This is a genomic window from Saccharothrix violaceirubra (genome assembly GCF_014203755.1).
Classification (GTDB): Bacteria; Actinomycetota; Actinomycetes; order Mycobacteriales; family Pseudonocardiaceae; genus Actinosynnema; species Actinosynnema violaceirubrum.
This window is the reverse complement of record NZ_JACHJS010000001.1, coordinates 3,988,518-4,013,506: the sequence shown is the minus strand read 5'-3', so window position 1 is coordinate 4,013,506 and position 24,989 is coordinate 3,988,518. Positions and strand designations below refer to the sequence as shown.

The following is a 24,989-nucleotide window of genomic DNA, read 5'->3' as shown; positions in this document are numbered from 1 at the left end:
TACCGCATTGTTCCGCGAGTCGCGGTTCCGTCAACGCGACTCGCCGTGGGGTCGACCACGAGATCACCGCCGGCCGCGTCGAAGCGACGACCGGGTCACTCGGCGCGCGGTCCGCGCACCACGAACAGCAGTGTCCCGGCCGCACCGCAGGCCAGTGCCACGGCCCAGGCGACGCGGTCGCCCGCCGGCGCGATCGTGAACGCCCACCACCGCGGTCCGCCCGGCCCGATCCGCGAACCGAACAGCACACAGGCCATGGCATGGCACAGGGGCAGCGTCCAGCTGCGCGTGGCGCCGGCCGCGACCGCCGTGGCCAGGGCCAGGCCGCTCAGACCGAGGATGTTGCGCGGCACCGCGTCATCGGCCCCCGCCACCCCCGCGACGGACGCGGTCGCGACCAGGACGCAGGCCAGGACCGCCCGCTGCGGGCGAGCCGGTCGCGGCGTCACCAGGAACAGTCGCGTCGGTGCCCGGCTGTGCAGGCCGACCGCGCTCGCCAGGAGCAGCGGCATGAGGTGTCCCAACGGGACACCGAGTCGGCGTACGTCCGCGAACGACGGCAGCGGCACGCGTTCGTCACCGACGAGCAGGGTGACCGCCGCCGTCGCCACCGTGATCGCGACCAGCGTCGGCCACCGGTGCAGGCGCAGCCACAGCCACGCGACCGTCACGGCGACTCCGGTGCCGGGGTGGTGCAGTCGCGGTGCGCGCGGACGAGGTCGGCGTACCACCGGCGCTGGTCCTCGGGCCGGCTGCCGGTGAGCCGGTCGAGCAGGGCGACCTGGTCGGGCGGCACGAAGCGGTCGGCGGGTGCGCCGGGACGGATCCGCCGGGCGAGCCAACCGCTCAGCAACGCGTCGGCGTCGGCGGCGGGGTAGGGCTTCGAACCGCCCTCGATCTCCGCGCAGGCCGGCGGTGTCGGGAACAGGCGACGGGCGAGCGCGGTCACGAGGTCGTCCTCCGACATGCCCGGTCGCACGGGGCCCAGGCGCGGCACGTCCTGGGCCGGGCGCAGGCCGTACTCCAGGTACAGCCGGGGTTGGTCGCCGAGGTCGGCGAAGAGGCTGCGGTACCGGGTCGCGGCGGCGAGCCACGCGTCGACGTCCGCGGCGTGCTCGGGCCACAGGCACACGGTCACCTCGGCACGGGTGCCGCAGGACTCGGCGGTCGCCGTCCTCGGCTCGGTCAGCCGCGCGTCGGTGCCCCGGATCGTGACCACCGCGACGGCCGCCATCGCCAGCGCGGCCACACCCGCCACACCCGCTTGGCGTGGCGTGAGAAGGACGGCCAGGGCCGCCACCGCCAACGCGGCCAACCACAGCCACTGCCCGGCGACCGTGGCGGCCACCGGCTGCGACGCGACGTCGCAGCACTCCCGGTCGACGCCGCTGAGTCGGGCGAGCACCGGGTCGGCACTGGTCGACCCGAACGCCAGTCCGAGCCAGACCGCGACGGCGGTGAGCGGCGCGGCCAGGTGCCGGGGCAGGTACCGGCCGGCGACCGCTCCGCACAGCACGGCCGCGACGAAGGTGAACGGCCCCAACAGGACCACCGACCAGTAGGGCCCGCCGGTGCCGCGTACGTTCGTCGCCACCATGCCCAGCGTGACCGCCCAGCCGACGAGCCCCGCGAGGAACGCACCGACGCAGTTCAGCAGCACCCACCGCACCGACGGACGTGGATAGGTGCGCGTGAGCGCAGGCGAGCCGGACCGGCGGTCGCGGGACACGTCCCAGGCCGCGAGCGCGGCGGTCAGCGGCACGAGCAGGACGCCGTGCTGCTGGAGTTGCCCCGATGCCCAACCCCAGTCCACGATCGTGTCCTCGCGGGTCCCGGCGAACAACCCCAGCAGTGCCATGACCGGGACGGCGACGGGCGCGCTGCCCCGGCGCAGCGCGATGAGCAGCGGGGTCACGACTCGCCGACCAGGGCTTCGTAGGCGGCGTCCAGGTGCGCGGCGACGCGTCCGCGCCCGGCCGTGAACTCGTGGACGGTGCCGTCGAACCGCACCGCGCCCTCGGCGAGCACCAGTACCCGGTCGGCCATCGCGGCGACGTCCTCGGTGAGGTGGGTGCTGATCACGACCGCCCGGTCCGCGCCCAGGGTCGGTACGAGTTCACGCAGGCCGCGCCGTTGGCGGGGGTCGAGACCGACCGTCGGCTCGTCGAGCAGCAGCAGTCGCGGGTGGTTGACTACGGCCTGGGCGATCCCGACCCGGCGGTGCATGCCACCCGACAGGGCCGAGATCCGCTCGTCCCGCCGCCCGGCCAGGTCGACCGCGTCGAGGGCGGCCTCGACGGCGGCAGCGCGCCCGGCCCTGGGCACCAGCCGCTGCCAGGCCGTGAGCCCGAGGAACTCCCGCACGGTCAGGTTGGTGGGCAGGGTGAACGACTGCGGGAGGAACCCGAGCCCGGCCCGGTAGCGGCGGCGATCGCGGACGCTGTCGATTCCGCCCAGATCGACCGAGCCGCGCTGAATGCGCAGTGCGGTCGACAGCACTCCCAGGAACGTGCTTTTCCCGGCCCCGTTCGGCCCGAGGACGGCGGTCACCCCGGGTCGGAGGTCGACGTCGACCTCGTGCAGTGCGATCGCACCCCGGTACCGGTGCGACACGCCCCTGACCTGCACCACATTTTCCACTGCGATGGTCCTTTGCGCGCGGAGTCGTGGCGACCCTATCGGTGCCGGCTTATCGGACCCGACAGCGGTTCTGATCGCGATCGCGTTGTCGGCCCACGACGGGCGGCACTAGCCTCGGTCACGGAAGTTCGTTGCCCGACAACAGGTTCCGTCCTCGGTGAAAGGGAGAACCATGTCGACCAGCCAGCCCGTCGCGGAACTCGACGTGCGATTCAGCGACCCCGGCATCGAGCCCACCCCGTGGGCGGACACGCTGGCCCTGCTGGAAGGGGCCGAACTGTTCTGGTTGACGACGATCCGCCGGGACGGGCGCCCGCACGTCACGCCGGTCGTCGCGGTGTGGCACGAGAACGCGCTCTACTTCAGCACCGCCGCCTTCGAGCAGAAGATGCGCAACCTGGAGCACAGCGACAAGGTCGTCGCCACCACCGGCAACAACGAGTGGATGAGCGGCCTGGACGTGGTCGTCGAGGGCGCCGCGACCGTGATCACCGACCCCGACCTGCTCAAGGTCGCCGTGGACGCGTTCGACCGCAAGTACGGCGGCGACAACAGCTGGAACCTCGAACTGGTCGACGGGGTCGCGCAGGTCGCCGGCCACCCGGCCGTGCTGCTGCGGATCGAGCCGGGCAAGGTGCTGGCCTTCGGCAAGGCACCGCACGCCCAGACGCGCTACCGGCTCGCCGCCTAGAAATGTGCGGAGCGCGGCCCCGGGAGACCCCCGGGGCCGCGTGTCGTCAGAGGACGTCGGCCAAGGCCGCGGCGAACTCCCTGTGGCGGAACCGGAAACCGGCGTCGAGCAACGCGGTCGGCACGACGCGCAGGCTGTTCAACGCCAGCTCGTCGGCCGCGTCGCCGAACGCCATCCGCACGACCGGTTTCGGCATGGTCATGAACACCGGTCGGCGCAGGGCGCGGCCCAACGCCCTGGTGAACTCGGCGTTCGTGACCGGATCCGGCGCGCACAGGTTGACCGGGCCGCTCAACCCCCTGTCCGTCAACAGGAAGCGGATCGCGGCGACCACGTCGGCCACGCTGATCCACGACACGTACTGCCGACCGTCGCCCAGCTTCCCGCCCAGCCCCAGGCGCACCATCGGGCGCAGTTGGCTGAGCAGGCCGCCGTCGCGCGACAGCACCAGACCCGTCCGCATGGTCACCACGCGGACGCCCGCCTCGCGGGCCGGCGCGGTCGCGCCCTCCCAGTCGATCACCATGCGGGCGAGGAACCCGTCGCCCGACCCGGCGCTCTCGTCCACGGCCACGTCGCCGGTGTTGCCGTAGTAGCTCACGCTGGACGCGTTGAGCAGCAACGGCACCCCCTCCGCGGCCATCGCCTTGGACAGCACGTGCGTGGCGTGGATCCGGCTGTCCCGCACGGTCCGCTTGTCCTTGGCGTTCCACCGCCCCCGGATGGCCGACCCGCACAGGTTGACCACCGCGTCGACCCCGGTCAGCGCGTCGGCCGCGACGACGTCGCCGGGCGGGTCCCACTCTCGTTCGTCGTCGGCCTCGGCCGGACGGCGGACGAGTCTGCGCACCTCGTGCCCCGCGTCCCTGAGGTCGGCCACCACCGCGTTCCCGATCAGTCCGGAAGAACCTGCGACCAGTACCAGCATGCCGCTCAACGCTAGCGACGGGCGTGGTGCGCGGGAACGGGTGCGATTACCGCGTCCGGGATGATCCCGTCACGGCACCGAACGGTGGTGCGGCCGGGGGAGCGACCGCACCACCGGACCGGCTCAGAAGCCCATGCGGCACCCGGACAGGACGATCTCCTGGCCCAGCAGCGTCACCACCCGGACCGCGTAGTGCGCGTACTGGCCGTTCGGTCCGACCACGGCCTGGTTGAGGTGCACGGTGGCCACGCCCGGGATCCCGATCGTTCGCGGCGTGGTCCCGATCTGCTGCCCGTTGAGCGTCCCGACGCGCGACGAGCCCGCCAGGCCGGACCCGTCCGCGGTGCAGTTCACCTCGATGTCGGACACGGTGACCGCGCCGCCGAGCAGGGACGCCGACGAGACCTCCGCACCCGCGTCGGTCCGGCCGTCACGCACGTCCAGGGCGCAGTCGGCGTGCAGCGCCTTGACCGAGCCCAGTCCGAGGATGTTCACCGTCTGCGTGGTCAGGTCGGACGACGGTGGACAGGTCGCGTGTGGACGCTTCGAGACCGACAGCAGTCCGCTGGAACTCAGGCTCCACGCTTCGGCACGCACGTACGACACGACCTTCACCGTCGCGGTCGCCGCGCCACCGTCGTCGTCCGTCACGGTCACCAGCACGTTGTGCGCGCCCACCGTGCTGTAGGAGCGGGTGGCCGTGCACGTGCCCGACGCGACCGTCCCCGGCACCGGCCCGGAGCCGTCGGCGAAGTCCACGGTGCACGTGTGCGTGTCGTGCGCGGCCACGTCGCTGTACGGCGCGGTCACGGTCACGGGCGCACCTCGCGGCACGAGCGTGCCGTCCGCCGGCGCCGAGATGCCCACCTGCGGAGCCACGTTGGTCAGGCTCAACGTCGTGGTCGCGACGACCGCCGGGTGCAGGGAGTCGTTCGCGCTCAACGACAACGTCCACACGCCGTCGTCGTCACAGGTGACCGTCGTGTTCAGGGCGTTCGGCGCGGAGAACACGCACGTCGCGCCGGAGTCCACACCGGACAGTGGGGTCGCCGTCCACGACGTCGACAGCGACGGCCCGTCCGGATCGGTCACGGTGCCGGCCAGCGAGACCGCACCGCCTTCCTGCCCGGCGTAAGGGCCACCGGGCACCACGGTCGGCGGGTCGTTCACGACCACGGTCGTGCAGTCGGCCACGGACCCGGCGCCGCCGCCGTCCGTGCCGCGTGCGGTCACGCACAGCTCATGCGTGCCGGACTCCAGGAACCCGGTGTCGACGGAGTAGGAGACCTGCGCGGGCCCGGTGCTCGGCAACCCGGCGGTGACGTTCGTGACCGGCGACGGTGCGCCGCCGTCCACGCTCAGGGTCAGCTCGGTGAGCTTGGACGCGATCACGCCCGGCACCACGCCGGGCAGGTTCGCCGGATCGGGCACGGGCGTGCAGGTGCCGCCGGTCAGGTCGGCGATGGCCTGGAGCGAGGCGTTGTAGTCGCCGCCGTTGCAAGCCGATCCGGGGCCGACCGCGAACGTCAGGTAGTCGACGTTCGCGGGCACGGCACCCGCCAGGCCGGTCACGTCGCCGGACGCGAACCCGTCGGACAGGAACAGCACGAGCTTGTGTGCCTCTGTCTGCGCGGCCGTGACGGTCCCGGCCGCCTGGACGGCGGGCACGAAACTGGTGCCCGAGCCGAAGCTGCGGCCGGTGAACTGGGTGACGCCGCCGGTCACCGCCGAGCCGACGGCCTCCTGGACGTCGCGCACGCCGTTGCCGTTGTCGTCGGCGCCCGGCGTGGTCAGGAGTTGGTCACCGGGCGCGGGGCTCACGTCGACCGTCGCGGCGGCCGAGCCGAACACGACCGCGCCGACGGCGCCGACCACGCTGTCGGTGGCCGCCGCGACGGTGTTCAGGTTGGCCACCGCGCTCTTCTCGCAGGAGAGGATCGTCCCGCCCGCGCACCCGTTCTGGGTGCTGCCGGACACGTCGACCACGTAGGTCAGCGCCGTGTCCTTGACCGCCACCCCGGTGCCGACCGCGGCCGTGCCGGTGACCGTGACCGGTCCGCGCGGGACGACCGTGCCCGCCGCCGGGCCCGTCACGTCCACCGAGATGCTGGTGCCGCCGGGCAGGTTGCCGTCGACCGCGAACGCCGGCGTGCCGCCGGCGAGCACCGCCGCCGCCGTCGCCAATCCGAGAAGCCTGGGTCTCAACGCCCTCACGTCCTTCCGCGTCGTGTACTCACGGGAAGGAATCGAGTGCGAACGGGTGTGGTTACTGGTCTGTTCGGGTGAGTGGCGTTAGGTGATAGGGGTCAGTCTTTCGATATCGGGGCGACTGGGCCGAACGGGACTTCCGATACGACCCAGAGTGGGTCACGCGAGGAGCGACGACCGACCGGTCGGTCCCAGGGGCGGGCCGACGGCCCGCGCCGCGCCGGGTGTGCGCCCCCGACCCCAGCCGATCTGCGCGCGGTAGCCGCCCAGCAGGCCGCCGAGGTCGTCGACGGTCGGCGGCACGGGCAACGGTGCGGTCGTGGGCGCCACGAACAGCGCGTCGACCGGGCAGTTGGCCTCGCACTGGAAACACGTCTGGCAGTCGTCCTGCCGCGCGATCACCGGAATGCCGTCGGCGCCGAGGTCGAACACGTTGGTAGGGCACACTTTCACGCACTTGTCGCACGCGATGCACCGCTGGGCCGACACGAGTTCGATCACGACCCCACCGCCGTCCACACCTCGTCCAGGCCGCCGGTCACGATCCGGTGATGCTGGGCCGGGTCCTGCGCCGGGAAGTCCAGCCGCTTGGCCATGCCCCTGGTCTCCGTGCGGGCCAGCGCCGACCGGTACATCCACCGGGCGTGCGCGACCATGGCGGCGGCCTGGCGTGACCGGACCACGTCGCCGTGCAGCGTGCGCCGCGCGTCGACCCACACGTCGTCCAGTTCCTTCACCGCGTGGGACAGCACGTCGCCGTGCCGCAGGTAGTTCTTGTCGTACGGCATGACCTGGTCCTGGACGGCCCGCACGACCTCGCGGTGCCCGTCGACCGGCTTCCCGGTCGGCCGCAACCCGGCGCCGCCGACCGGCCGCGCGGTGCGCCTGGCTGACCACGAACCCAGCGAACGCGCGTAAGCCGCGGCCGCCCGGCCGGCCCACGTGCCCGACGACATCGCCCACGCCGCGTTGTGGCTGCCGCCGCCGGTGAAGCCGCCGCAGATCTCCTCGCGCGTCGCCGCGTCCCCCGCCGCGTACAGGCCGGGCACGGTGGTCGCGCACCCGTCGTCCACGACGCGGATGCCGCCGGTGCCGCGCACCGTGCCCTCCAGCAGGAGCGTCACCGCGAACCGGTCGGTGAAGGGGTCGATGCCCTGGCGGTCGAAGGGCAGGAAGAAGTTGGGCTGGGCCAGGCGCATCGCCCGCTGCGCCGCGTCGTCGGCCAGGTCGAGCCGGCAGTACACCTTCTCGCCGGTCAGCAACGTCCGTGCGATCACCGACCGGCCACGCTGACTGCCCGCGCCTTCCAGCACGCCGCCGTCCTCGCGGTAGAACGTGGCGTAGGAGTAGAACGCGGTCTTGGTCACCGACGTGCCCTCGGGCGCGATGCCGTACGCGTTGGAGAACTCCATGCCCGACAGCTCGGCACCGGCCTCGGCGGCGAACAACGCGCCGTCGCCCGTGTTCACGTCGCAGCCCAACGCCTTGCTGAGGAAGGCGCACCCGCCGGTGGCGAGCACGACCGCGCCCGCCCGTACCGCGTAGTCCTCGTGCTCCTGCCTGCGGTACCCGGCGGCCCCCGCCACGGCGCCGTCGTCGTCCACGAGCAGCTCGGTCACCGGGCTGTGGTCCAGGATGCGCACCCCGGCCCGGCGGACCAGCACGCGCATCCGCCGCATGTACTCGGGTCCCTGCAACCCGGTGCGCAGTTGTGCGCCGTCCGGACCGACCGGGAACGGGTAGCGCCCGGTCGCGGCCAGGTCGGCGACGTTGGCGTAGGTCTGGTCGAGCACCCGGCCCATCCACCGCCGGTCCGCCAGGTAGCCGCCGAGCGCCTCACGGCTCGCCATCGCGGCTTCGCGCGCGGCCGGGTCCGGCGGCACGTACCAGACGCCCGTGCCGACCGAGGCCGTGGCGCCGCTCGTCCCGCAGTACCCCTTGTCCGCCAGCACGACGTCCGCACCGGCCCGCGCGGCGTCCAGTGCCGCCCAGGTCGCCGCCGGACCGCCGCCGACGACCAGGACGTCCGCCGTGATCACCGGTTCCCCTTCCACGACGTGAAGCGGCGCTCCAGCGACACGAGGAGCAGGTTGAACAGCAGGCCGATCACGGAGATCGTCACGATGCCCGCGTACATCTGCGGCACGGCGAAGTTGAACTGCGCGGAGTTCACCAGGAAGCCCAGACCCGCCTTGGCGCCGACCATCTCGGCGGCCACCAGCACCAGGATCGACACCGCGCCCGCCAGCCGGATGCCGGTGAACACGGTCGGCACGGACGCGGGCAGGATCACCTTCTGGAACAGCCGGTGCGGCGGCAGGTTCAGCGACCGGGCCAGCCGCAGCAGCGTCGGGTCCACGTCGCGCACCGCGCTGATCGTGTTGAGCAGCACCGGCCACGCGCAGGCGTAGAACACGATCGCGATCTTGGACGTCTCGCCGATGCCCAGCAGCAGCACGAAGACCGGCAGCAGGGCGAGCGCGGCGGTGTTGCGGAACAGCTCCAGCAGCGGGGTCAGCAGGTCGGCCAGCGGCCGGTACCAGCCGATCAGCAGGCCCAGCGGCACGGCCGTGCCGACCGCCAGCCCGAACCCGGACAGCGAGCGGACCAGGCTGGCCTCGGTGTTGCTGGCCAACTGGCCGTTGAGCAGCAGCTCCCACCAGGCCACCGCGACCTCGGAGAACGGCGGCAGGAACGTGGCGTCGACCAGACCGAGCCGGGGCGCCACCTCCCACACCACGAGCAGCACGACCACGGCGACGGTCTTGCGGACGACCTTCGCCAGCAGGCCGGGCAACGCGTGGAAAGCGCTGCGATCGACGGGTCGGGGCGGGACCGCCGCCGGTGCTTCCGGCTTCTCCAGGACCACGGTGCTCATGCCGTCTTCTCCCACTCCTGTGCGCGCGCCACCTCGTCGTGCAGCAGCGTCCAGATCTCGTGTCGGTGCCGGGCGAACTCCGTGCTGGACCGCAGGTCGACGGTGTCCGTGCGCGAACCGAGGTCGATCGGCACGACCTGCTTGATCCGGCCGGGCCGCGACGTGAGGACGGCGACCCGCTGCCCCAGGTACACCGCCTCCTCGATGCCGTGGGTGATGAACACGATCGTCTTGCCGGTGCGCTCCCAGATGCGCAGCAGCTCGTCCTGGAGCGATTCGCGGGTCTGCGCGTCCAGCGCGGCGAACGGCTCGTCCATCAGCAGCACGCCCGGGTCGTAGGCCAGGCTGCGGGCGATGGCCACGCGCTGGCGCATGCCGCCGGACAGCTCGTGCGGGTGCCGGTGCTCGAACCCGCCCAGGCCCACCAGGTCGAGGAACTCGCGGGCGCGCTCGGCGCGTTCACGGCGCGGCACGCCCACGGCCTCCAGCCCGAACTCCACGTTGCCCTGGGCGGTCCGCCACGGCAGCAGCGCGTACTGCTGGAACACCGTGCCCCGGTCCAGGCCCGGACCGGTGACCGGCTCGCCGTCGACCAGGATGCGCCCGGACGTGGGCGTGGTCAGGCCGCCGAGCAGGTCGAGCAGCGTGGACTTGCCGCACCCGCTGGGCCCGACGATGACGACGAACTCGCCCGCCGCCACGTCCAGGTCGATGCCCGCGAGCGCGGTCAGCTCGGAGCGGACGCCCTTGTCCCGGACCGGGAACGTCTTGGTGATCCCGTCCAGGGTGATGCGGGCGGTCACGACTTGGCCCCGTTGAAGTCGTTGGTGAAGATCTCGGCCGTCTTGACCGAGTCCTTCTTCACCTCGTCGCGACCGGACAGCCAGTCCAGCCAGATCGAGAAGTCCTTCTCGTCGAGCCGGCCGCCCGTGCCCGCCACGCCGAACGACTTCCAGAGCTGGAGCGTGGCCGTGTCCTCGTTGCGCCCGCGTTTCTTGACGATCTCGGTGAACCGGGCGACCACCTGGTCGCGCGGCGTGGCCCGGGTCCAGTCGAGCGCCTTGCCGACACCGGTCACGAACGTGCGGACGGTGTTCGGGTTCTGCTGGATGAACTTCTTGGTCAGCACGTACGAGCCCGCCGTGAACGCGCCCTGGAGCTCGAAGTCGGTGAACAACGGCCGGATGCCGCCCGCCGCCAACGCCTTGTCCCGGAACACGCCGCCGAGCACGCCGACGTCGATCTGCTTCTGCCGCAACGACTGCTCGGTGTTGACCGGCGGCACGACCAGCGCCTCGACGCCCTTGATCTCCTCCCGGCTCAGGCCCGCGCGCTGGAGGTAGATGCCGAGCATGGCCTCGGAGTGCGCGCCGAGGGTGTTCATGCCGACCTTCTTGCCGATCAGGTCGCGCGGCGAGCGGATGGGGGAGTCCTCCGCGACGAAGAACCCGCTGTAGGCGTCCTTGTCGACGCCGTAGTAGCCGATCACGGCCTGGATCGGGGCACCCGCCGCGGCGAGCTTGACGACCGCGCCGTTGAACGCGCCGCCGAACTCGATCTGGCCGGTGGCGGCGGACTGGATGTCCTGCGGGCCGCTGATCGTGTTGCCGACCCACTCCAGCTTGATATCGCCCAGGTAGCCCAGGTCGGCGGCGAGTTCGGCGGGGGTCACCTGGCCGACGGAACCCTGGTAGCGCAGCGTCTTCGTCTCCTCGCCGCCACCGCCGGCCGCCGTGCCGCAGCCGACGGCCGCCGTGGCGAGGCCGAGCAGGCTCAGCGCGAGGAAGTCCCTACGGGTGGAGGTCATGGCAGTTGTTCCTGTCGTGGTGGGGATGGTCAGACGGAGAGCGCGGAGTAGCGACTGCGCGGCCGGGCCAGGCCGTAGTGCTCGCGCAGGGTCGTGCCGGTGTACTCGGTGCGGAACAGGCCACGTCGGCGCAGGATCGGGACCACGTGGTCCACGAATTCCTCCAGGCCGGAGGGCAGCAACGGGGCCATGATGTTGAACCCGTCCGCCGCGCCGCCGCGGAACCAGGTCTCGATGTGGTCGGCGATCGCCTCGGGCGTGCCGGTGACGACCTGGTGGCCGCGTCCGCCGCCGAGCCGGCGCAGCAGTTGGCGCAGCGTGAGGCCGTCGCGCTCGGACAGGTCGCGGACCAGCTCGAACCGGCTCTTGGCGCCGTTGATCCGGGTGACCGGCGGGAACGGTGGCAGGCGCTCGTCGAGCGGGTGGTCGGTGAGGTCGAAGCCGATCAGCTCGGACAGCTGGTGCACGGCGCGGGTCGGCACGATCAGGTCGTCGAGTTCGTCGTTGAGCCTGGCCGCCTCCTCCTCGGTGGAGCCGAGGACGGGCACGATGCCGGGCAGCACGACCAGCTGGTCGGGGGTGCGGCCGTGGGCGGCGAGGCGGCCCTTGAGGTCCGCGTAGAACGCGACGCCCTCCTCGAACGTCTGCTGCGCGGTGAAGACGGCCTCGGCGTGCGCGGCGGCGAACGCCTTGCCGTCCTCCGACGACCCGGCCTGCACCAGCAGCGGGTGGCCCTGCGGGCCGCGGGTGGCGTTGAGCGGACCGCGCACCCGGAAGAAGTCGCCCCGGTGGTTGATCTCGTGCACCTTGTCCGGATCGGCGAACACGCCCGACGCCGGGTCCACGACGAGCGCCTCGTCCTCCCAGCTGTCCCACAGCGCGGTCACGACGTCCAGGAACTCGGCCGCCCGGCGGTAGCGCTCGCCGTGCTCGGCGTTGGCGTCCCGGTTGAAGTTCTGCGCGGCCCGGTCCCCGGCCGTGGTCACGATGTTCCACCCGGCGCGGCCACCGCTGATGTGGTCGAGCGAGGCGAACGAGCGGGCCAGGTTGAACGGCTCGCTGAACCCGGTGGACGCGGTGGCGATCAGCCCGATCCCGCTGGTCGCGCCGGCGAGCGCGGTCAGCAGCGTGAGCGGCTCGAACCCGGCGGCGATGCTGTGCCGGACGTCGCCGAAGAGCTGGACCCCGTCGGCGAGGAAGACCGAGTCGAACGTGCCGCGCTCGGCGATCACCGCGAGGTTCGCGTAGTGGCGGACGTCGTCGAGCCGGGACGGGTCCGTGCGCGGGTGCCGCCAGGCGGCCTCGTGGTGACCGACGCCCATGAGGAAGGCGTTGAGGTGCAACTGCCGTTCGGACATGACAACTCCAACATCGTCGACCGGGAACCGGGGAAACCTGTTCCCCGAGGCCAAGGATGTGGAGCCCGGTCCGGGCGGGTCAATTTTGCGACGCGCGAAAATAATTGCCCTTCCACCAGGTGGGAAGCCCTTTACAGGCAAGGAGACCGGTCCCCGCGCGGCCGGCTCCGGTACCCGGCGGCCCGTCGGACGGGTGCGGCGGTGTCACTCCATAGTGGACTGATCGCCGGTGGGTACGCTGGGTCCGGAGAAGATCACCTAACGGAGGTGTGGCGTGCGGGTGGCGGTACTGGTCGGGGTGTCGGTGGTGCTGGCGGCGTGTACCGGCGGGCCGGTGGACGAGCCCGTCGTCACGTCGACCTCGGCCGAACAGGTGTACGTGTCGGTGGGGGACTCGTACGCCACCGGCTACCGGCCCGCCGACGTGGGCAACCCGGCGGGGTCGTCCGCCGACGGGTTCGCGTACCTCGTCGGCCGGCGTGCGGGGTTCCGGCTGGTCAACGTGGCGTGCAGCGGGGCGACGTCCGCGCAGGTCCGTCAGGACACGGGGTGCGCGGTCGCGAACCGGGCGGTCGACGCGCCGGAGCCCGCGGCGACGCAGCTCGACGCGGCGGTGCGGGAGTTGCGCGCGAACCGGGGGCGGGTGGGGTTGGTGACCGTGGTGATCGGGGGCAACGACCTGTCCGCGTGCGTCGCCGGACCCGATGTCCTGGGGTGCGTCGCGCGAGGCATCGAGGACGTCCGGACCAACCTGGCCGCGATCCTGACCGCGCTGCGCGAGGCCGCCGGCGATGCCCCGATCGTGGGGCTGACCTACCCGGACGTGTTCCTCGGGGCGTGGGTGTCGGCACGCCTGCCCGACGGGCAGGCGCTCGCGCGGACGTCCGTGCCGCTGTTCCGCGACGTGCTGAACCCGGCCCTGTCCGCCGAGTACGGGAAGATCGGCGCGAAGTTCGTCGACGTCACGGCCGTGACCGGCGGCTACGACCCGCTCGACGGCGCCTCGGTGGACACCGCGTACGGCCCGGTGCCCGACCCGGTCGCGAAGGTGTGCACGCTGACGTACTTCTGCGCGCACGAGGACGTGCACCCCACCCCCGCCGGGCACGAGACGATCGCGTCGGCGGTGTTGGCCGCCATCGGTCGCTGAGCCGTCCCTATAGGACTCTTCCGGCGATCGTGCCGGGTGGAATGCCGTGCTGTCAGCACATCGTGTGGACATGTGAACCGGAAACCTCCGTCGGGTGCGAACCTCGGGTGACCGATGGATCGCATTCCGTGGAGGTTGGTCGTGAAGGCAGCATTGCGGCTCGTGGTTCCCGTGATCGCGGCGTTGGCGCTGGGAGGTCTGGCACCGGCGGCGGCGTCGGCCGATCCGCTCCTGGACGTCGACCTGGATCTGGACCTGAGCCTGTTGGGCGGCGGACGCACGCACGAAGCGAACCTGTCAGGCCCGAACGAAGTACCCGGACCGGGTGACCCGGACGGCGTCGGCTACGCCAAGGTGGTCGTCCACCGTGACCAGGTCTGTGTGGCGCTGCTGGTCCGCCGGGTCGACGCGCCGACCGCCGCGCACATCCACCGCGGCCGGATCGGCCAGGCGGGACCGGTCGAGGTCACCCTCCCGGCCCCGACGTCCGGCTCGGTCTCCGGGTGTGTCGACGTGGACCGCGACCTGGCCCAGGAACTCCGTCGCAACCCCGGTCGGTTCTACGTGAACGTGCACAACGCCGCGTACCCCAACGGCGCGGTGCGCGGCCAGCTCCGGAGCTGAGGCCGACGTCCGGGGCAGGCCCTCGCGGGTCTGCCCCGGACCGAATCCGCTTGTCCGGGGCCGGTCGCCCTGTGCACGATCATGGAATGGATTCCCGGTCGCTGCACACGGCGGCGCGTCGCCACCTGGCAGCGTGCCACGACGACGTGGTGCGCCACGGCGAGTCGATGGGCGTGCGCTCTCCCCACGGCCGGTACCGCGTCGAGCACGAGCGGGCGTTCCCGCTGGACGTGCTGGCAGCCGAGATCCCGCACGAGGTCGAGAGGCTCGACCCGGACGACCTCCCCGAACCCCGCGCCCTCGCCGCCGCGTTGACCGCCGCCGCTTTCCGGGCGCCCACCCACGGGACCGATCGCGTCGCGGTGGCGGCGGAGGAGGCGGAACGCCTCCTGTTCCGGGAGGCGGTCCGGGACTGGTCGACGTCGGACGAGCCGGTGGCGCCGCTGCCTTACCGGCGCGTGTTGAGCGTCGAGGAGTTCTCGCTCTGGACCGACCGGTTGGTGTCGCGGTGGGGGCTGCGGGACCAGGTCTGGTATCCGATCGTCGACGACCCGCCGGCGGACGTGCTGGTGTTGCGCGTCGAGGCGATGTGGGACGGTCCGGGCGAAGAGTTGGTGCTCCGGGCTTTGCGCGGCCTGGGCTCGGGTCGGGTCGTCGAGTTGGACGAGGGCAACCGTTCGGACGGCCGGGTGATCGACCTCGACCTGTTCGTGCCGTGGTACGAGGGCGTGGAGAAGGTCTGGTGCGACGAGACCCTCGACTGGATCTGCTTCGCCTCCCACGAGTCGACGGTCGCCTTCGGCGGCACGCTCGCCGACGCGCTGATCGCCTCCTGGCCCGACATCGACCGGTGGCGCTGCACCGGTTGGAACCGGTGACCCGGAACCTGCGACTCAGCACCTGCGACTCAGCGGCGGCCGACGACCAGGTCCGCCGCGAGTCCGACGCCGCCCGCCGCGTGGACGGCGTCCCGCATCCGGTCCACGCGGTGGCGGATCAAGGGGTCCGCGGCGACCCGGTCCACCACCGCGCGCAGGTCGGCCGGGTCCGCCAAGCGTTCACCCAGGCCCAAAGCGCGGATGTGGTCGGCGTTCGCCTCCTGCTCGGGGGGGCAGCGGGTGCACGATCAGCGGCACGCCGTGGTACAGGGCCTCCATGGTCGAGTTCATCCCGCCGTGGGTGACGAACGCCCGTGCGTGCCGCAGGACCGCCGGCTGGGGGAACCAGTCACGGACGTCCACAGTGGACGGAACCGGGTCGGTCGTCCGGGCGTGCAGGGCGACCTGCCATGCGCCGTCGGCGAAGTCCGTGACACACGCCCGGTACAGGGCCGCGTCGGTCATCATCGAGCCCAGCGACACGTAGAGCAGCGGCAGGTCCGGGTGGCGCGGGGTCCAGGGCTCGTCGACCCGGTCGCCCAGGAGCGGGCCGACGAAGTGGAACGTGTCGTCGAACGTCTCCCCGGCGGGCTGGAACTCCCGCGGCACCAGGACGAGGTTGACGGCCTCGGGGGAGTCCAGCGTGTCCGCCGGGGTGAGGTCGACGCCCTGTCCGGCGGCGAACGCGGCACAGTCGTCGGCCAGGTGTGCCACCAGGTCGGGCGACATCAGGCTGAACGACGCGTTCGACGCGAAGTGCGGCACGCACCGGACCGCCGGGACGTCGAGCTGCCGCGCCACGATCCGGGCGGGCCAGTTGGTGGCGTCGTGGCAGATCACGTCGGGCCGGTCGCGCCGGCAGTGGTCGAGCAGGATCGGGTGGGTCGCGCGCATCGCCGCGAAGTAGTGGCGGAACCACCGGGGCACGACGTCCGCGCCCGCGGGGTCGAACGGGCCCGGAGCGGGCAGGGGGACCGGGGTGGCACCGGCGGCGGCCACCGCGTCCACGTGGCTCGTCGCGTAGTCGACGTGGTGACCACGCCGCACCAGTTCCGCCACCAGGGCCAGGGTGGGCGTGACGTGTCCGTGGCCGGTCAGCGTGACGAAAAGGATCTTCATCCGGCCCACCCTGGTCACTTCGGAGGGCGGTGCGCAACGGGATTAGCGGACGCCTGCCCGCGTGCGGAGGTCGACCGTGGCGGCGAGCAGTTCGGCTTCGTCGGACAGGACCACGTTGCCCGTGTAGGTGACGCCCTCGGGCACCGCGCCGGACGGTTCCTTGTGCCAGAAGTTGTCGCGGTAGACCACCTCGCGCAGCGGCGGGCTGGGGGTCAGGGTCGCGCTGTTGTCGGCGCGGAAGACGACGTTGTCCGCCACGGTCACCCACGCGGCGCCGTAGTCGGTGTACAGCGCGAAGTTGTACGGGGTGCGGGTGTTCTCGATGACGTTGCCCTGGATCACGGCACCGTCGTCGTGCGAGTCGCCCTGCGGTCCGGACAGGTAGATGCCGCCGCCGTCGGCCAGGACGCCCATGCTGTCGGCGACGTGGTTGCGCAGGACCCGCGTGCCCCGGCCGGGGCCGACGACGATCCCGCAGTGCGGCACGTCGGTGATCTCGTTGTGCGCGATCGTGCAGTCGGTGGTGTCCAGCAGCGCCACGCCCGGCGAACCGGAGTGGTCCAGGCCGGTCCCGCGCACGACGTTGTCCGTCACCACCGCGTCGCGGGTGCCGGTCAGGGCGACGGCCGACGCGGCGAGCGCGTCGAAGCGGCACCGGCGGACCTCGAGGCCGGTGCCGCCGGTCGCGCCCAGGGCCGTGGCGCCCAGGCGGGTGAAGCGGCAGTCCTCGAACACGACCCCGGTGCCGTCCTCGACGAGTACGGCGGCGGGGATCTGCCGCGACCGGCCGGGGACGGTCAGCCACGCCTCGTCCTCGGCCAGGACGACGGTCTCGATCGGGCCGTCGACGTAGTGCCCGTTGCCGTGGTAGTGCAGGAAACCGTTGTCGCCGACGGGATACAGCCACGTGCTGTCGGCGAAGGTCACGCCGTGGAACGAGAGGTCGCGTGCGCCGACGGCGTGCACGAGCGTCTCCAGGGCCGCGGCGACCACGTGCGGAGTTTCGCCGGGCAGTGGGAAGTAGTGCAGCACGTGGTGGCCGGGGCGTGACCGGTCCAGCGCGAACGTGTCGGGGGTGAGGAACGACGGGTCGTTCTCGACGCCGGTCGGCAGACCGGGGCCGGACAGCGTGTTGCCGTACCAGGTGGCGTTGTACAGCTCTTTCGCGCGGTCGAACGCGGGCCGCGCCATGGTGATCCGGGTGGTGTCGCCGTCGCGCACGACCTCGGCCACGGGGCAGCGGGCTTCGGTCCACGGGTAGACGCCCCGGAAGACGAACTCGACGCCCGGCCGCCAGTCGAGTACGGCGTCCGTGACGTAACCCGTGTCGTTCGCGCTCGCGGTGCCGGGGATGCCGGGGATCGCGGCCCGCTCGACCCGGCGTCCGTCCGCGGCGAGGTGGCGGGTGTCGAGTCCGCCGACATCGGCCGACCACACGCCGTCGCGCTCGCGCCATGCGTCGACCACCCGTCCGCCGCTGAGCACCGCGTCCCGCCCCTCGATGCGGATCGGTCCGGAGTTCTCGCCGAACACCAGGGGTTCGGCGAGGAAGTGCGTTCCGGGGACGAGGTGCACGACTACCTGCCCGGTGATCGTTCCGGCGGCCTCGACCGCCCGGTGGAGCGTGGCGAACGGCCGGCCGGCGTCGCCCGGGTTCGCGTCGTCCCCGGTCGGGGACACGTGGAAGTCGGTCACGGAGACTCCTGGGAGGTATACGACATAAACCAGTTTATACTATAAACACGGAGGTGTGCGGTGGCGCAAGAAGATCTGGCGGTCGACCTGCTGTGGGGCGACGGCGGCGGCCCGGGGCTGAACGTGGGCCGGATCGTGCGGGCGGCCGTCGAGGTGGCCGACGAGTCGGGTCTGGACGGGCTGTCGATGCGCAAGGTCGCCGAACGCCTGGGCTACACGGCCATGTCCCTGTACCGGCACGTGCCCGGTCGTGACCACCTGGTCGACCTCATGCGCGACGCCGTGCTCGCCGAGTCCGCCGGACCGCTGCCCGAGGGCGACTGGCGGGCCGGGCTGACCGCGTGCGCCCGGCGGATGTGGGAGGTGCACCGCCGGCATCCGTGGCTGGCCCAGGTGCGCGGCCCGCGGCGACTGCCCGGCCCGAACGGGATCGTGGCCTACGAGCGGATGCTCGCGGTCCTCGCCGGCACCGCGCTCGCGCCCGCCGAGGTCGTCGCGGCCGCGGGGCTGGTCGGCCGGTTCGTCGAGGCGGAGGCGTTGGTGCTGCTGGAGACCGTCGAGGCCGAGCGGGCGAGCGGGGTCGACCACGAGCGGTGGTGGGGTGCGCGCCACTCCCTGTACGCCCACCTCGACCGCTATCCGACGCTGTCCGCGCTCTGGCGCGACGGCGGCTTCGACGACCCGTTGGACACCTTCGGGTTCGGGTTGGCGCGCGTGCTCGACGGCATCGAACTGCTGATCAAGCAGCGTGATGAAAAGCGTGATGAAACATGCCGGACGTGTGGTGGTCCGGTCGAACAGCCGGCCTCGGGACGGCCGCGTGCCTACTGCTCGCGGGCCTGCCAACAGCGCGCCTACCGGCGCCGCAGGTCCGGCTGACCGCGCCGACGACCCGCCCCTGCCTCTCGGCCGTCCCGCCCTGGCCCTGCCCAGCCGCTCCTCCGCGTGCCCGAGCCCGGCCCGCACCTTCCCCGTGGGCCTTCGGATGTGCCGTGCCCACCGGACAATCGGGAATCCCCACCCGCTCCCGCCGCCGTCGAGCGGATCTTGGTGCCGGCCGGCAGGCTCGGGTCCGGCTGGTGGGAATGGTCGACAGGCGCTCGACGACCGCGCTTCGATGGGCCGACGGGTGATCCGCACGGGGGAGAGGGGTCGGGATGGGCACGGGGGTGAACCGGCGGTCGTTCCTGGCCGTCGCGGGTCTGCTGGGGCTCGCGGCGTGCGGCACGAACACCGGGCGCGGCGGATCGGCGGACGGGACGTTGCGCCACTGGTATCACGCGTACGGGGAAGACGGTGTGCAGGACGCCGTGCGCCGCTACGCCGCCGCGTACCCGGACGCCAAGGTCGAGGTGCAGTGGAACCCCGGCGACTACGACTCCAAACTCCTGACCGCGCTCCAGAACGGCGCGGTGCCGGACGTGTTCGAGGCGCAGGTCAAGGTCGACTGGGTGCGGCAGAAGCAGGTCGTCGAGCTGGACGACCTGCTCGGCGACACCCGCGACGACTTCGTGCGCACGCTGCTGGAAGCCCAGACCGTCGACGGCAGGCTCTACGGCATCCCGCAGGCCATCGACACCCAGGTGCTCTACTACCGGCCGAGCCTGCTGGCGAAGGCCGGCGTCGCGCCGCCCCGGTCGCTCGACGAACTGGTCGACGCCGCCGCCCGCCTGAACACCGGCGGTGTGCGGGGCCTGTTCGCGGGCAACGACGGCGGCGTGGCCGTGCTGACCGGCCCGCTGCTCTGGTCGGCCGGACTGGACTTCCTGTCGGCGGACGGGAACGGTCCCGGGTTCGACGACCCGCGTGCCGCCACGGCATTCGGGAAGCTGCGCGCCCTGCACGAGGGCGGCGGTCTGCTGCTCGGTGCGCCCACCGACTGGGCCGACCCCGGCGCGTTCGTCGACGGCCTGGTCGCCATGCAGTGGACGGGCCTGTGGAACCTGCCCAAGATCACCGCCGCGCACGGCTCGGACGTCGGCGTGCTGCCGTTCCCCCGGTTGGACGCCGCGGGGGCGGAGTCCGTGCCGGTGGGCGCGTTCAGCGCGATGGTGAACTCCCGCAGTGCCGACGTGGAAGCGGCCAAGGCGTACGTGAAATGGCTGTGGGTCGAGAAGACCGAGTACCAGACCGAGTTCGCGACCGCGTTCGGCGCCCACCTGCCCGCCCGCGCGAGCCTGGCGTCGAAGTCCTTGGATTCGGGTCCGGGCAAGGACATCGTCGGCTTCGTGACGTCGGGCGGTCGCATCGCGAGCCCGCCGCGCTGGCCGGCCGCGGCGAACACGGCCCTGTCGGACGCCGTGTCCCGCATCGCCCGGTCCGGGGCCGACGCGTCCGGCGAGCTGCGGGCGGCGGTGGAGACGGCGCGGCGCGAGATCGGGCGGCGGTGAACCGGCGGAGCACGCTCGCGTTCTGGCTGTTCGTCGGCCCGTTCGCGGTGGGGCTGCTGCTCTTCACCTACCTGCCCATCGGGTGGAGCGCGTACCTGAGCCTGTTCGACGCGCGCAACACCGTGACGCCGACGTCGTTCGTCGGTCTGGAGAACTACGCGGCCGTGCTGTCCGACCGCGCTTTCCTGGACAGCATCGGCACGTTCACGGTGTTCGCGGCGTTCGTGATCCCGTTGACCATGGCGCTCTCCCTGGGACTCGCACTCCTGGTGGACCGGGTGAAGGTGGCCCGTGCGTTCTTCCGCTCGGTGTTCTTCCTGCCCTTCGCGTGCTCGTACGTGGTCGCCGCGTTGGTGTGGAAGATGGCGCTGTTCTCCGGAGTGGACTCCGGCGTGGCGAACACCGTGCTCGGCTGGTTCGGCGTGGCGCCGGTGGCGTGGGTGGGTCAGGTGGACCCGCCGCTGTACTGGGTCGTGCTCGTGACCGTGCGGTTGTGGTTGCAACTGGGCTTCTTCATGATCCTGTTGCTCGCGGCGCTGCAACGCATTCCGAAGCACCTGTACGAGGCGGCGTGGACCGACGGCGCGTCCCCGTGGCAGACCTTCCGGCACGTGACCCTGCCGGGCCTGCGTGGTGCGCTCGTAGCGGTGTTCACGCTGAACCTGATCAACGCCTACCAGGCTTTCGACGAGTTCTACAACGTCCTCGGCGATTCGCGCGGCTATCCGCCGTTCGCCCGGCCGCCGTTGGTCTACCTGTACTACAACTCGCTGGGTTCGGGTGCCCAGGACCTGGGCCGGGGCAGTGCCGGCGCGGTGGTCCTGGCGGGCGTGATCGCGTTGGTGACGCTGCTGTCGGGTCGGGTCCTGCGGAGGCGCGGATGAGGGTCCTGCGGTGGGTGGCGTTGCTCGTCGCGTCCGTCCTGTTCCTGCTGCCCTTCGTGGTGCTGGTGCGTTCGGGGTTGGGCACGGGGTGGTCGACGGTGACGGCCTTGTTCACCGACACCGGACTGTCCTTCACGCGCAGCCTGCTGAATTCGACCGTGGTGGCCGTGCTCCAGACCGCGGGCCAACTGGTGCTGTGCTCCATGGCGGGCTACGGGTTGGCGCGGGTGCCGTACCGGCACGCGTCCTTCGTGTTCTACGCCGTGGTCGCGACGTTGATGGTGCCGACGGCGGTGACGTTCCTGCCCGCCTTCGTCGTGGTGTCGAGCCTGGGCTGGGTGTCGGACCTGCGCGGGCTGGTGGTGCCGGGCTTGTTCAGCGCCCTGAACGTCTTCCTGTTCCGGCAGTACTTCGTGGACTTCCCCGCCGCGCTCGAGGACGCCGGCCGATTGGACGGCTTGTCGCGGTGGGGCGTGTTCCGCCGGATCGTCGTGCCGAACTCGAAGGGGTACTTCGCGGCCGTCGCGGTGATCGACTTCATCGCGAGCTGGAACCAGTTCCTGTGGCCGTTGGTGATCGCGCAGGACTCGTCGACGTGGACGGTCCAGGTGGCGCTGAGCGGCCTGTTGACGTCCCAGAACCCCAAGGTCACCCTGCTGTTCGCCGCCGCCGCGGTGTCGATCATGCCCATCGTGCTGGTGTTCGTGCTGCTGCAACGCCACCTGGTGCGCGGCGCCACGGAGTCCGGCCTCAACGGCTGACGCGCGAGTCCTCCACTCCGACACCCCGAAATACGCACTCAGGCACCCTGAGATACGCACTCGGACACCCCGAAATACGCGTTCGCGCACCCTGGGCCACGCGTTCGGCCCGGTGGCCGGCCGGGTGGCACCCGACCGGCCCGGGGGTCAGCCGCCGGCCCGGTCCACGGCCGCGGCGACACCGTCGAGGATCAGGTCCAGGCCGAACGCGAAGTCGTGGTCGGCCGGGTCCACCGGAGGTCCGGGCGGTGGTTCGAAGACCGCGGCGGCGAACAGGCGTGCCGCGTCGGGGAAGCGGGCCGGGTCGACCAGCGCGGCGAGCGCCCGGCCGTAGTCCCGCTCCACCTCGGCCTGGCTCCGGCCGGTGCCGTGCCGGCCGGCCTCCAGTTGGCGGGTCAGCAGCAGGGCGTTGCGGACGTGACCGCTGACCAGCGTCATCACGCCCGCCTGGGTGCCCAGGTCGAGGCCGCTGTCGCGCAGCACGTGCAGGAGGGCGTCCATCCATCCGATGGCGTTCGGCCCGCGCGGCGGGCCGGAGATCGGCACGTCGGTGATCCACGGGTGCTCGGTGAACCGGGCCCGCATGGCGGTCGCCCAGTCCCGGACGCCCGCACGCCAGCCCGTGCGGCCCAGGTCCGGGGCGGGACCGGTGGCGTGGTCGACCATCAGCTCGAACAGCTCTTCCTTCGACCCGATGTGCCGGTACAGGGACATCTTCGTGAAGCCCAGCTCCTGCGCGACCTTCTGGAGCGTCGCGCCGTCGACGCCGTCCCGGTCGGCCAGCTCCACGGCGGCGCGCACGACCCGGTCGACGTCCAGCTCGGCCCGCCTCCCCAGCCGTTTCGGTGGCGGGACGCGCCACAGTCTGCCCAGGTCGGGCGGCAGTTCGGGGTGATCCATGACAGTGCCTTCCGCTAGATAGTGTCCATGGGATAGTATCCTCGGGACACTAACTCGAGTCGGGGGAACACGCTCATGACGGCATCAGTCGCCGCCATCCGGAACCGGGTCCAGGACCTGGATGCGGTACGCGGGCTCGCACTGCTGGGGATCTTCATCGTCAACATCACCTTCATGTCCTCGGGCTACCCGGGGAACCTGGTGACGGACCCGGAGTACTCGTCGGTCTTCGACAACTTCGTGCGCGGCCTGTCCTCGGTGTTCATCGACATGAAGTTCTACATGCTCTTCTCGTTCCTGTTCGGCTACAGCTTCACCCTCCAGTTGGAGGCGGCGAAGCGGGCCGGAGCGGCGTTCGGGCCCCGCATGCTGCGTCGGATCGGCGGACTGTTCGTCCTGGGTGCCCTGCACACCGCGTTCCTTTATGGCGGTGACGTCCTCACCACCTACGCCGTGGCCTGCCTGGTCCTGTTCTGGATGCGCAACGCGAGCGACCGCACGGCGCTGCGTGTGGCCGCGATCGTGTACGGCGTGGTCCTGCTGATCATGGTCGCCAGTGGCCTGTTCGTGGACAGCTCGACCTACCTGCCCGGCGAGGCCGAGGCGTTGGCCAACGGCGCGCACGCCACCCAGGCCATGCTCGGCGGCTGGGGCGACGTGATCGACCACAACCTCGGTGGCCTCGTGCTCCTGATCGCGCAGGCCGTCTCGTTCCAGGGGCCGGCCTCGCTGGCGCTGTTCCTGCTCGGCATGGTCGCCGGTCGGCGCCGCCTGCTCGCGAACGTCCGGGGCGACGAGCCGATCCTGCGCCGCCTCCAGTTGATCGGCTACCCGATCGGCATCGCCGGCGGCCTGGCCTTCGCGCTGGGCGGTGGGGCCGGTACGGGTCTGGCATCCGCCGCGAGCGTCGCGACCGCGCCGCTGCTGACCGCCGCGTACGTCGCGACCCTGCTCCGGATGATGCACAGCCCCCGCACGGAGTTCCTGCGCGACACCCTGGCCCCGGCCGGCCGGATCGCGCTGACCAACTACCTGGGCCAGTCCGTCGTCGGGCTCGTCCTGTTCACCGGCGTCGGCTTCGGCCTGGCCGGTTCGTTCTCCCCAGCGGCCACGATGGGGCTCGCGGTGCTCGTCTTCGCGGGTCAGGTGGCGGCGAGCGCCTGGTGGTTGCGCCACCACCAGTACGGCCCGGCGGAATGGGTCCTCCGCTGGGTCACGAACGCCCGCCGTCCCGCCTGGCGCAAGGCGGAAGCCCGCTGAGCCCTTCCCCCTGCCGGTGGCCGCGTGTCTCCCCACGCGGCCACCGGCCTCTGTCCACACCGGGATCCGCCCGACGGGAAGCATCCGGATGTGAGGACTCGGCGTTCGGCCCGGCCCCGACCGTCGCATGTCCACCGCGACCTTCCACCCGTACGCGAGAGTCGACGGCAGGGAGCGAGGCTCGCGGTTGTGTCCTAAAAGGACTTCATGACGACTCGTGTCCGTTTCGTCATGTTCCTGCGTGAGACTCCCGAATGAAGAAGGAGGGTGCCGTGGGCAGGGAACTGGGGCCGGTTTCGTCGGTCGTGCGTCGACGGTCGGAGGTGATCTTCGGCTGTGTCGCCGCCGTCGGTACGGTCGCGGGCACGCTTTACCTGTTGCTGGATCCGCCGGCGGGAGCCGGGTTCGGAGACCAGGTGAGGTTCGTGTCGGTCATGACTCTTTTCCTGTGGTTCATCCTGCTCGTCGGTCCACATCCCCGGATCGAGATCCGGGAACGCGGACTCGTCGTCGTGAACTGGCTCAGTCGGACCAGCATTCCGTGGACCGCGGTGGAGTCGGTCGAGGCCGACGGCGCGCTGGAGTTGAGGCTGCGCGACGGGCGGGTGCACCGGCCGATCATCGCGAGCCGGTCGTTGGCGACCGTGCTGTCGGGGGACCGGTTGCAGAACGAGATGAAGGCGGCGGTCGTGAACGCCGAGTCCGCCGTGCCGGACGGCGACAGCCGGGCCCGGACGCGGCCCGACCTGTGGTTGGGGCCGCTCGTGCTGGTGTACGGGACGTTCCTGCTGATCGGGTGGCTGGCCGCGCGCTGAAGG

Annotated in this window: 25 protein-coding genes; 10 read left to right on the top strand and 15 right to left on the bottom strand. The window is 71.9% G+C overall.

What is annotated here, in order from left to right; all coding sequences use genetic code 11:
- Nucleotides 1-95: 95 nt before the first annotated feature.
- From F4559_RS18605 to F4559_RS18595, 3 genes are read right to left on the bottom strand one after another with little or no spacing between them, the layout of a single operon-like run.
- Nucleotides 96-671: a hypothetical protein gene (locus tag F4559_RS18605; RefSeq protein WP_184670380.1), complete on the bottom strand. Its 576-nt coding sequence runs from the start codon at nt 669-671 to the stop codon at nt 96-98.
- Entirely contained in the window at nt 668-1,915 is a 1,248-nt protein-coding gene (locus F4559_RS18600; RefSeq protein WP_184670379.1) for a DUF7224 domain-containing protein, read from the bottom strand. Before F4559_RS18600 ends, F4559_RS18605 begins: the two co-directional genes overlap by 4 nt.
- Nucleotides 1,912-2,640: an ATP-binding cassette domain-containing protein gene (locus F4559_RS18595; RefSeq protein WP_312865717.1), complete on the bottom strand. Its 729-nt coding sequence runs from the start codon at nt 2,638-2,640 to the stop codon at nt 1,912-1,914. The genes F4559_RS18600 and F4559_RS18595 overlap by 4 nt, the downstream gene beginning before the upstream one ends.
- A 172-nt stretch (nt 2,641-2,812) precedes the next feature.
- Here F4559_RS18595 and F4559_RS18590 point away from each other — a divergent pair, with 172 nt between their 5' ends.
- Nucleotides 2,813-3,331: a pyridoxamine 5'-phosphate oxidase family protein gene (locus F4559_RS18590; protein WP_184670377.1), complete on the top strand. Its 519-nt coding sequence runs from the start codon at nt 2,813-2,815 to the stop codon at nt 3,329-3,331.
- 46 nt (nt 3,332-3,377) lie between these two features.
- Here the strand turns inward: F4559_RS18590 and F4559_RS18585 are convergent, their stop codons facing one another.
- The 8 genes from F4559_RS18585 to F4559_RS18550 form a co-directional block, all read right to left on the bottom strand.
- Nucleotides 3,378-4,259, bottom strand: coding sequence for a TIGR01777 family oxidoreductase (locus tag F4559_RS18585; protein WP_184670376.1), 882 nt, complete (start codon nt 4,257-4,259; stop codon nt 3,378-3,380).
- A 123-nt stretch (nt 4,260-4,382) separates the two neighbouring features.
- Entirely contained in the window at nt 4,383-6,464 is a 2,082-nt protein-coding gene (locus F4559_RS18580) for a PKD domain-containing protein (RefSeq protein ID WP_221447282.1), read from the bottom strand.
- 162 nt (nt 6,465-6,626) lie between these two features.
- Nucleotides 6,627-6,968 carry a 4Fe-4S dicluster domain-containing protein gene (locus F4559_RS18575; RefSeq protein ID WP_184670372.1) on the bottom strand — a complete coding sequence of 114 codons (342 nt, stop codon included), beginning with the start codon at nt 6,966-6,968 and terminating at the stop codon, nt 6,627-6,629.
- Entirely contained in the window at nt 6,965-8,506 is a 1,542-nt protein-coding gene (locus tag F4559_RS18570; RefSeq protein WP_312865716.1) for an FAD-dependent oxidoreductase, read from the bottom strand. Before F4559_RS18570 ends, F4559_RS18575 begins: the two co-directional genes overlap by 4 nt.
- Complete coding sequence (locus tag F4559_RS18565; protein WP_184670368.1) at nt 8,503-9,345, bottom strand: ABC transporter permease; 843 nt, start codon at nt 9,343-9,345, stop codon at nt 8,503-8,505. Before F4559_RS18565 ends, F4559_RS18570 begins: the two co-directional genes overlap by 4 nt.
- Nucleotides 9,342-10,148: an ABC transporter ATP-binding protein gene (locus F4559_RS18560; RefSeq protein ID WP_184670366.1), complete on the bottom strand. Its 807-nt coding sequence runs from the start codon at nt 10,146-10,148 to the stop codon at nt 9,342-9,344. Before F4559_RS18560 ends, F4559_RS18565 begins: the two co-directional genes overlap by 4 nt.
- Complete coding sequence (locus F4559_RS18555) at nt 10,145-11,152, bottom strand: ABC transporter substrate-binding protein (RefSeq protein ID WP_184670365.1); 1,008 nt, start codon at nt 11,150-11,152, stop codon at nt 10,145-10,147. The genes F4559_RS18560 and F4559_RS18555 overlap by 4 nt, the downstream gene beginning before the upstream one ends.
- A 29-nt stretch (nt 11,153-11,181) precedes the next feature.
- Nucleotides 11,182-12,510, bottom strand: coding sequence for an LLM class flavin-dependent oxidoreductase (locus tag F4559_RS18550; protein ID WP_184670363.1), 1,329 nt, complete (start codon nt 12,508-12,510; stop codon nt 11,182-11,184).
- A 274-nt stretch (nt 12,511-12,784) separates the two neighbouring features.
- Here F4559_RS18550 and F4559_RS18545 point away from each other — a divergent pair, with 274 nt between their 5' ends.
- The 3 genes from F4559_RS18545 to F4559_RS18535 all read left to right on the top strand — a co-directional run bounded on the left by F4559_RS18545 (nt 12,785) and on the right by F4559_RS18535 (nt 15,162).
- Nucleotides 12,785-13,660, top strand: a complete 876-nt coding sequence (locus F4559_RS18545; protein WP_184670361.1) for a GDSL-type esterase/lipase family protein — start codon at nt 12,785-12,787, stop codon at nt 13,658-13,660.
- 141 nt (nt 13,661-13,801) lie between these two features.
- Nucleotides 13,802-14,284, top strand: a complete 483-nt coding sequence (locus F4559_RS18540) for a CHRD domain-containing protein (protein WP_184670360.1) — start codon at nt 13,802-13,804, stop codon at nt 14,282-14,284.
- A gap of 86 nt (nt 14,285-14,370) precedes the next feature.
- The gene (locus tag F4559_RS18535) at nt 14,371-15,162 is read left to right on the top strand and encodes a hypothetical protein (RefSeq protein ID WP_184670358.1); all 792 of its coding nucleotides are present in this window, start codon (nt 14,371-14,373) and stop codon (nt 15,160-15,162) included.
- 29 nt (nt 15,163-15,191) lie between these two features.
- On the opposite strand, the gene F4559_RS34500 is transcribed toward F4559_RS18535, so the two are convergent.
- The 3 genes from F4559_RS34500 to F4559_RS18525 are packed head-to-tail and all read right to left on the bottom strand — an operon-like array spanning nt 15,192 to nt 17,976.
- On the bottom strand, nt 15,192-15,338 hold the full coding sequence (locus F4559_RS34500) for a hypothetical protein (protein ID WP_221447281.1): 147 nt from the start codon (nt 15,336-15,338) through the stop codon (nt 15,192-15,194).
- A 4-nt stretch (nt 15,339-15,342) separates the two neighbouring features.
- Nucleotides 15,343-16,281: a glycosyltransferase gene (locus tag F4559_RS18530; RefSeq protein ID WP_221447280.1), complete on the bottom strand. Its 939-nt coding sequence runs from the start codon at nt 16,279-16,281 to the stop codon at nt 15,343-15,345.
- A gap of 42 nt (nt 16,282-16,323) precedes the next feature.
- Nucleotides 16,324-17,976: a right-handed parallel beta-helix repeat-containing protein gene (locus F4559_RS18525; protein WP_184670357.1), complete on the bottom strand. Its 1,653-nt coding sequence runs from the start codon at nt 17,974-17,976 to the stop codon at nt 16,324-16,326.
- A 60-nt stretch (nt 17,977-18,036) separates the two neighbouring features.
- Between F4559_RS18525 and F4559_RS18520 the strand changes: the two genes are divergently transcribed.
- From F4559_RS18520 to F4559_RS18505, 4 genes are all read left to right on the top strand, one after another.
- On the top strand, nt 18,037-18,855 hold the full coding sequence (locus F4559_RS18520; protein WP_184670355.1) for a TetR/AcrR family transcriptional regulator: 819 nt from the start codon (nt 18,037-18,039) through the stop codon (nt 18,853-18,855).
- Nucleotides 18,856-19,133: 278 nt separating this feature from the next.
- Complete coding sequence (locus F4559_RS18515) at nt 19,134-20,366, top strand: ABC transporter substrate-binding protein (RefSeq protein WP_184670354.1); 1,233 nt, start codon at nt 19,134-19,136, stop codon at nt 20,364-20,366.
- The gene (locus F4559_RS18510; protein WP_184670352.1) at nt 20,363-21,250 is read left to right on the top strand and encodes a carbohydrate ABC transporter permease; all 888 of its coding nucleotides are present in this window, start codon (nt 20,363-20,365) and stop codon (nt 21,248-21,250) included. The genes F4559_RS18515 and F4559_RS18510 overlap by 4 nt, the downstream gene beginning before the upstream one ends.
- Entirely contained in the window at nt 21,247-22,011 is a 765-nt protein-coding gene (locus F4559_RS18505; RefSeq protein WP_184670351.1) for a carbohydrate ABC transporter permease, read from the top strand. Before F4559_RS18510 ends, F4559_RS18505 begins: the two co-directional genes overlap by 4 nt.
- Nucleotides 22,012-22,158: 147 nt before the next feature.
- Here the strand turns inward: F4559_RS18505 and F4559_RS18500 are convergent, their stop codons facing one another.
- Nucleotides 22,159-22,911: a TetR/AcrR family transcriptional regulator gene (locus tag F4559_RS18500; RefSeq protein WP_184670349.1), complete on the bottom strand. Its 753-nt coding sequence runs from the start codon at nt 22,909-22,911 to the stop codon at nt 22,159-22,161.
- Nucleotides 22,912-22,986: 75 nt separating this feature from the next.
- Here F4559_RS18500 and F4559_RS18495 point away from each other — a divergent pair, with 75 nt between their 5' ends.
- Both F4559_RS18495 and F4559_RS18490 read left to right on the top strand, forming a co-directional pair.
- Complete coding sequence (locus F4559_RS18495) at nt 22,987-24,171, top strand: DUF418 domain-containing protein (protein ID WP_184670348.1); 1,185 nt, start codon at nt 22,987-22,989, stop codon at nt 24,169-24,171.
- A gap of 434 nt (nt 24,172-24,605) precedes the next feature.
- The gene (locus F4559_RS18490) at nt 24,606-24,986 is read left to right on the top strand and encodes a PH domain-containing protein (RefSeq protein ID WP_184670346.1); all 381 of its coding nucleotides are present in this window, start codon (nt 24,606-24,608) and stop codon (nt 24,984-24,986) included.
- Nucleotides 24,987-24,989: the final 3 nt, after the last annotated feature.

Coding starts and splice junctions, on each gene's coding strand:
- F4559_RS18535 (WP_184670358.1), top strand. CDS start 14,371: ATGGATTCCCGGTCGCTGCACACGGCGGCGCGTCGCCACCTGGCAGCG.
- F4559_RS18505 (WP_184670351.1), top strand. CDS start 21,247: ATGAGGGTCCTGCGGTGGGTGGCGTTGCTCGTCGCGTCCGTCCTGTTC.
- F4559_RS18565 (WP_184670368.1), bottom strand. CDS start 9,345: ATGAGCACCGTGGTCCTGGAGAAGCCGGAAGCACCGGCGGCGGTCCCG.
- F4559_RS18495 (WP_184670348.1), top strand. CDS start 22,987: ATGACGGCATCAGTCGCCGCCATCCGGAACCGGGTCCAGGACCTGGAT.
- F4559_RS18515 (WP_184670354.1), top strand. CDS start 19,134: ATGGGCACGGGGGTGAACCGGCGGTCGTTCCTGGCCGTCGCGGGTCTG.
- F4559_RS18550 (WP_184670363.1), bottom strand. CDS start 12,510: ATGTCCGAACGGCAGTTGCACCTCAACGCCTTCCTCATGGGCGTCGGT.
- F4559_RS18500 (WP_184670349.1), bottom strand. CDS start 22,911: ATGGATCACCCCGAACTGCCGCCCGACCTGGGCAGACTGTGGCGCGTC.
- F4559_RS18555 (WP_184670365.1), bottom strand. CDS start 11,152: ATGACCTCCACCCGTAGGGACTTCCTCGCGCTGAGCCTGCTCGGCCTC.
- F4559_RS18590 (WP_184670377.1), top strand. CDS start 2,813: ATGTCGACCAGCCAGCCCGTCGCGGAACTCGACGTGCGATTCAGCGAC.
- F4559_RS18530 (WP_221447280.1), bottom strand. CDS start 16,281: ATGAAGATCCTTTTCGTCACGCTGACCGGCCACGGACACGTCACGCCC.
- F4559_RS18585 (WP_184670376.1), bottom strand. CDS start 4,259: ATGCTGGTACTGGTCGCAGGTTCTTCCGGACTGATCGGGAACGCGGTG.
- F4559_RS18490 (WP_184670346.1), top strand. CDS start 24,606: ATGACTCTTTTCCTGTGGTTCATCCTGCTCGTCGGTCCACATCCCCGG.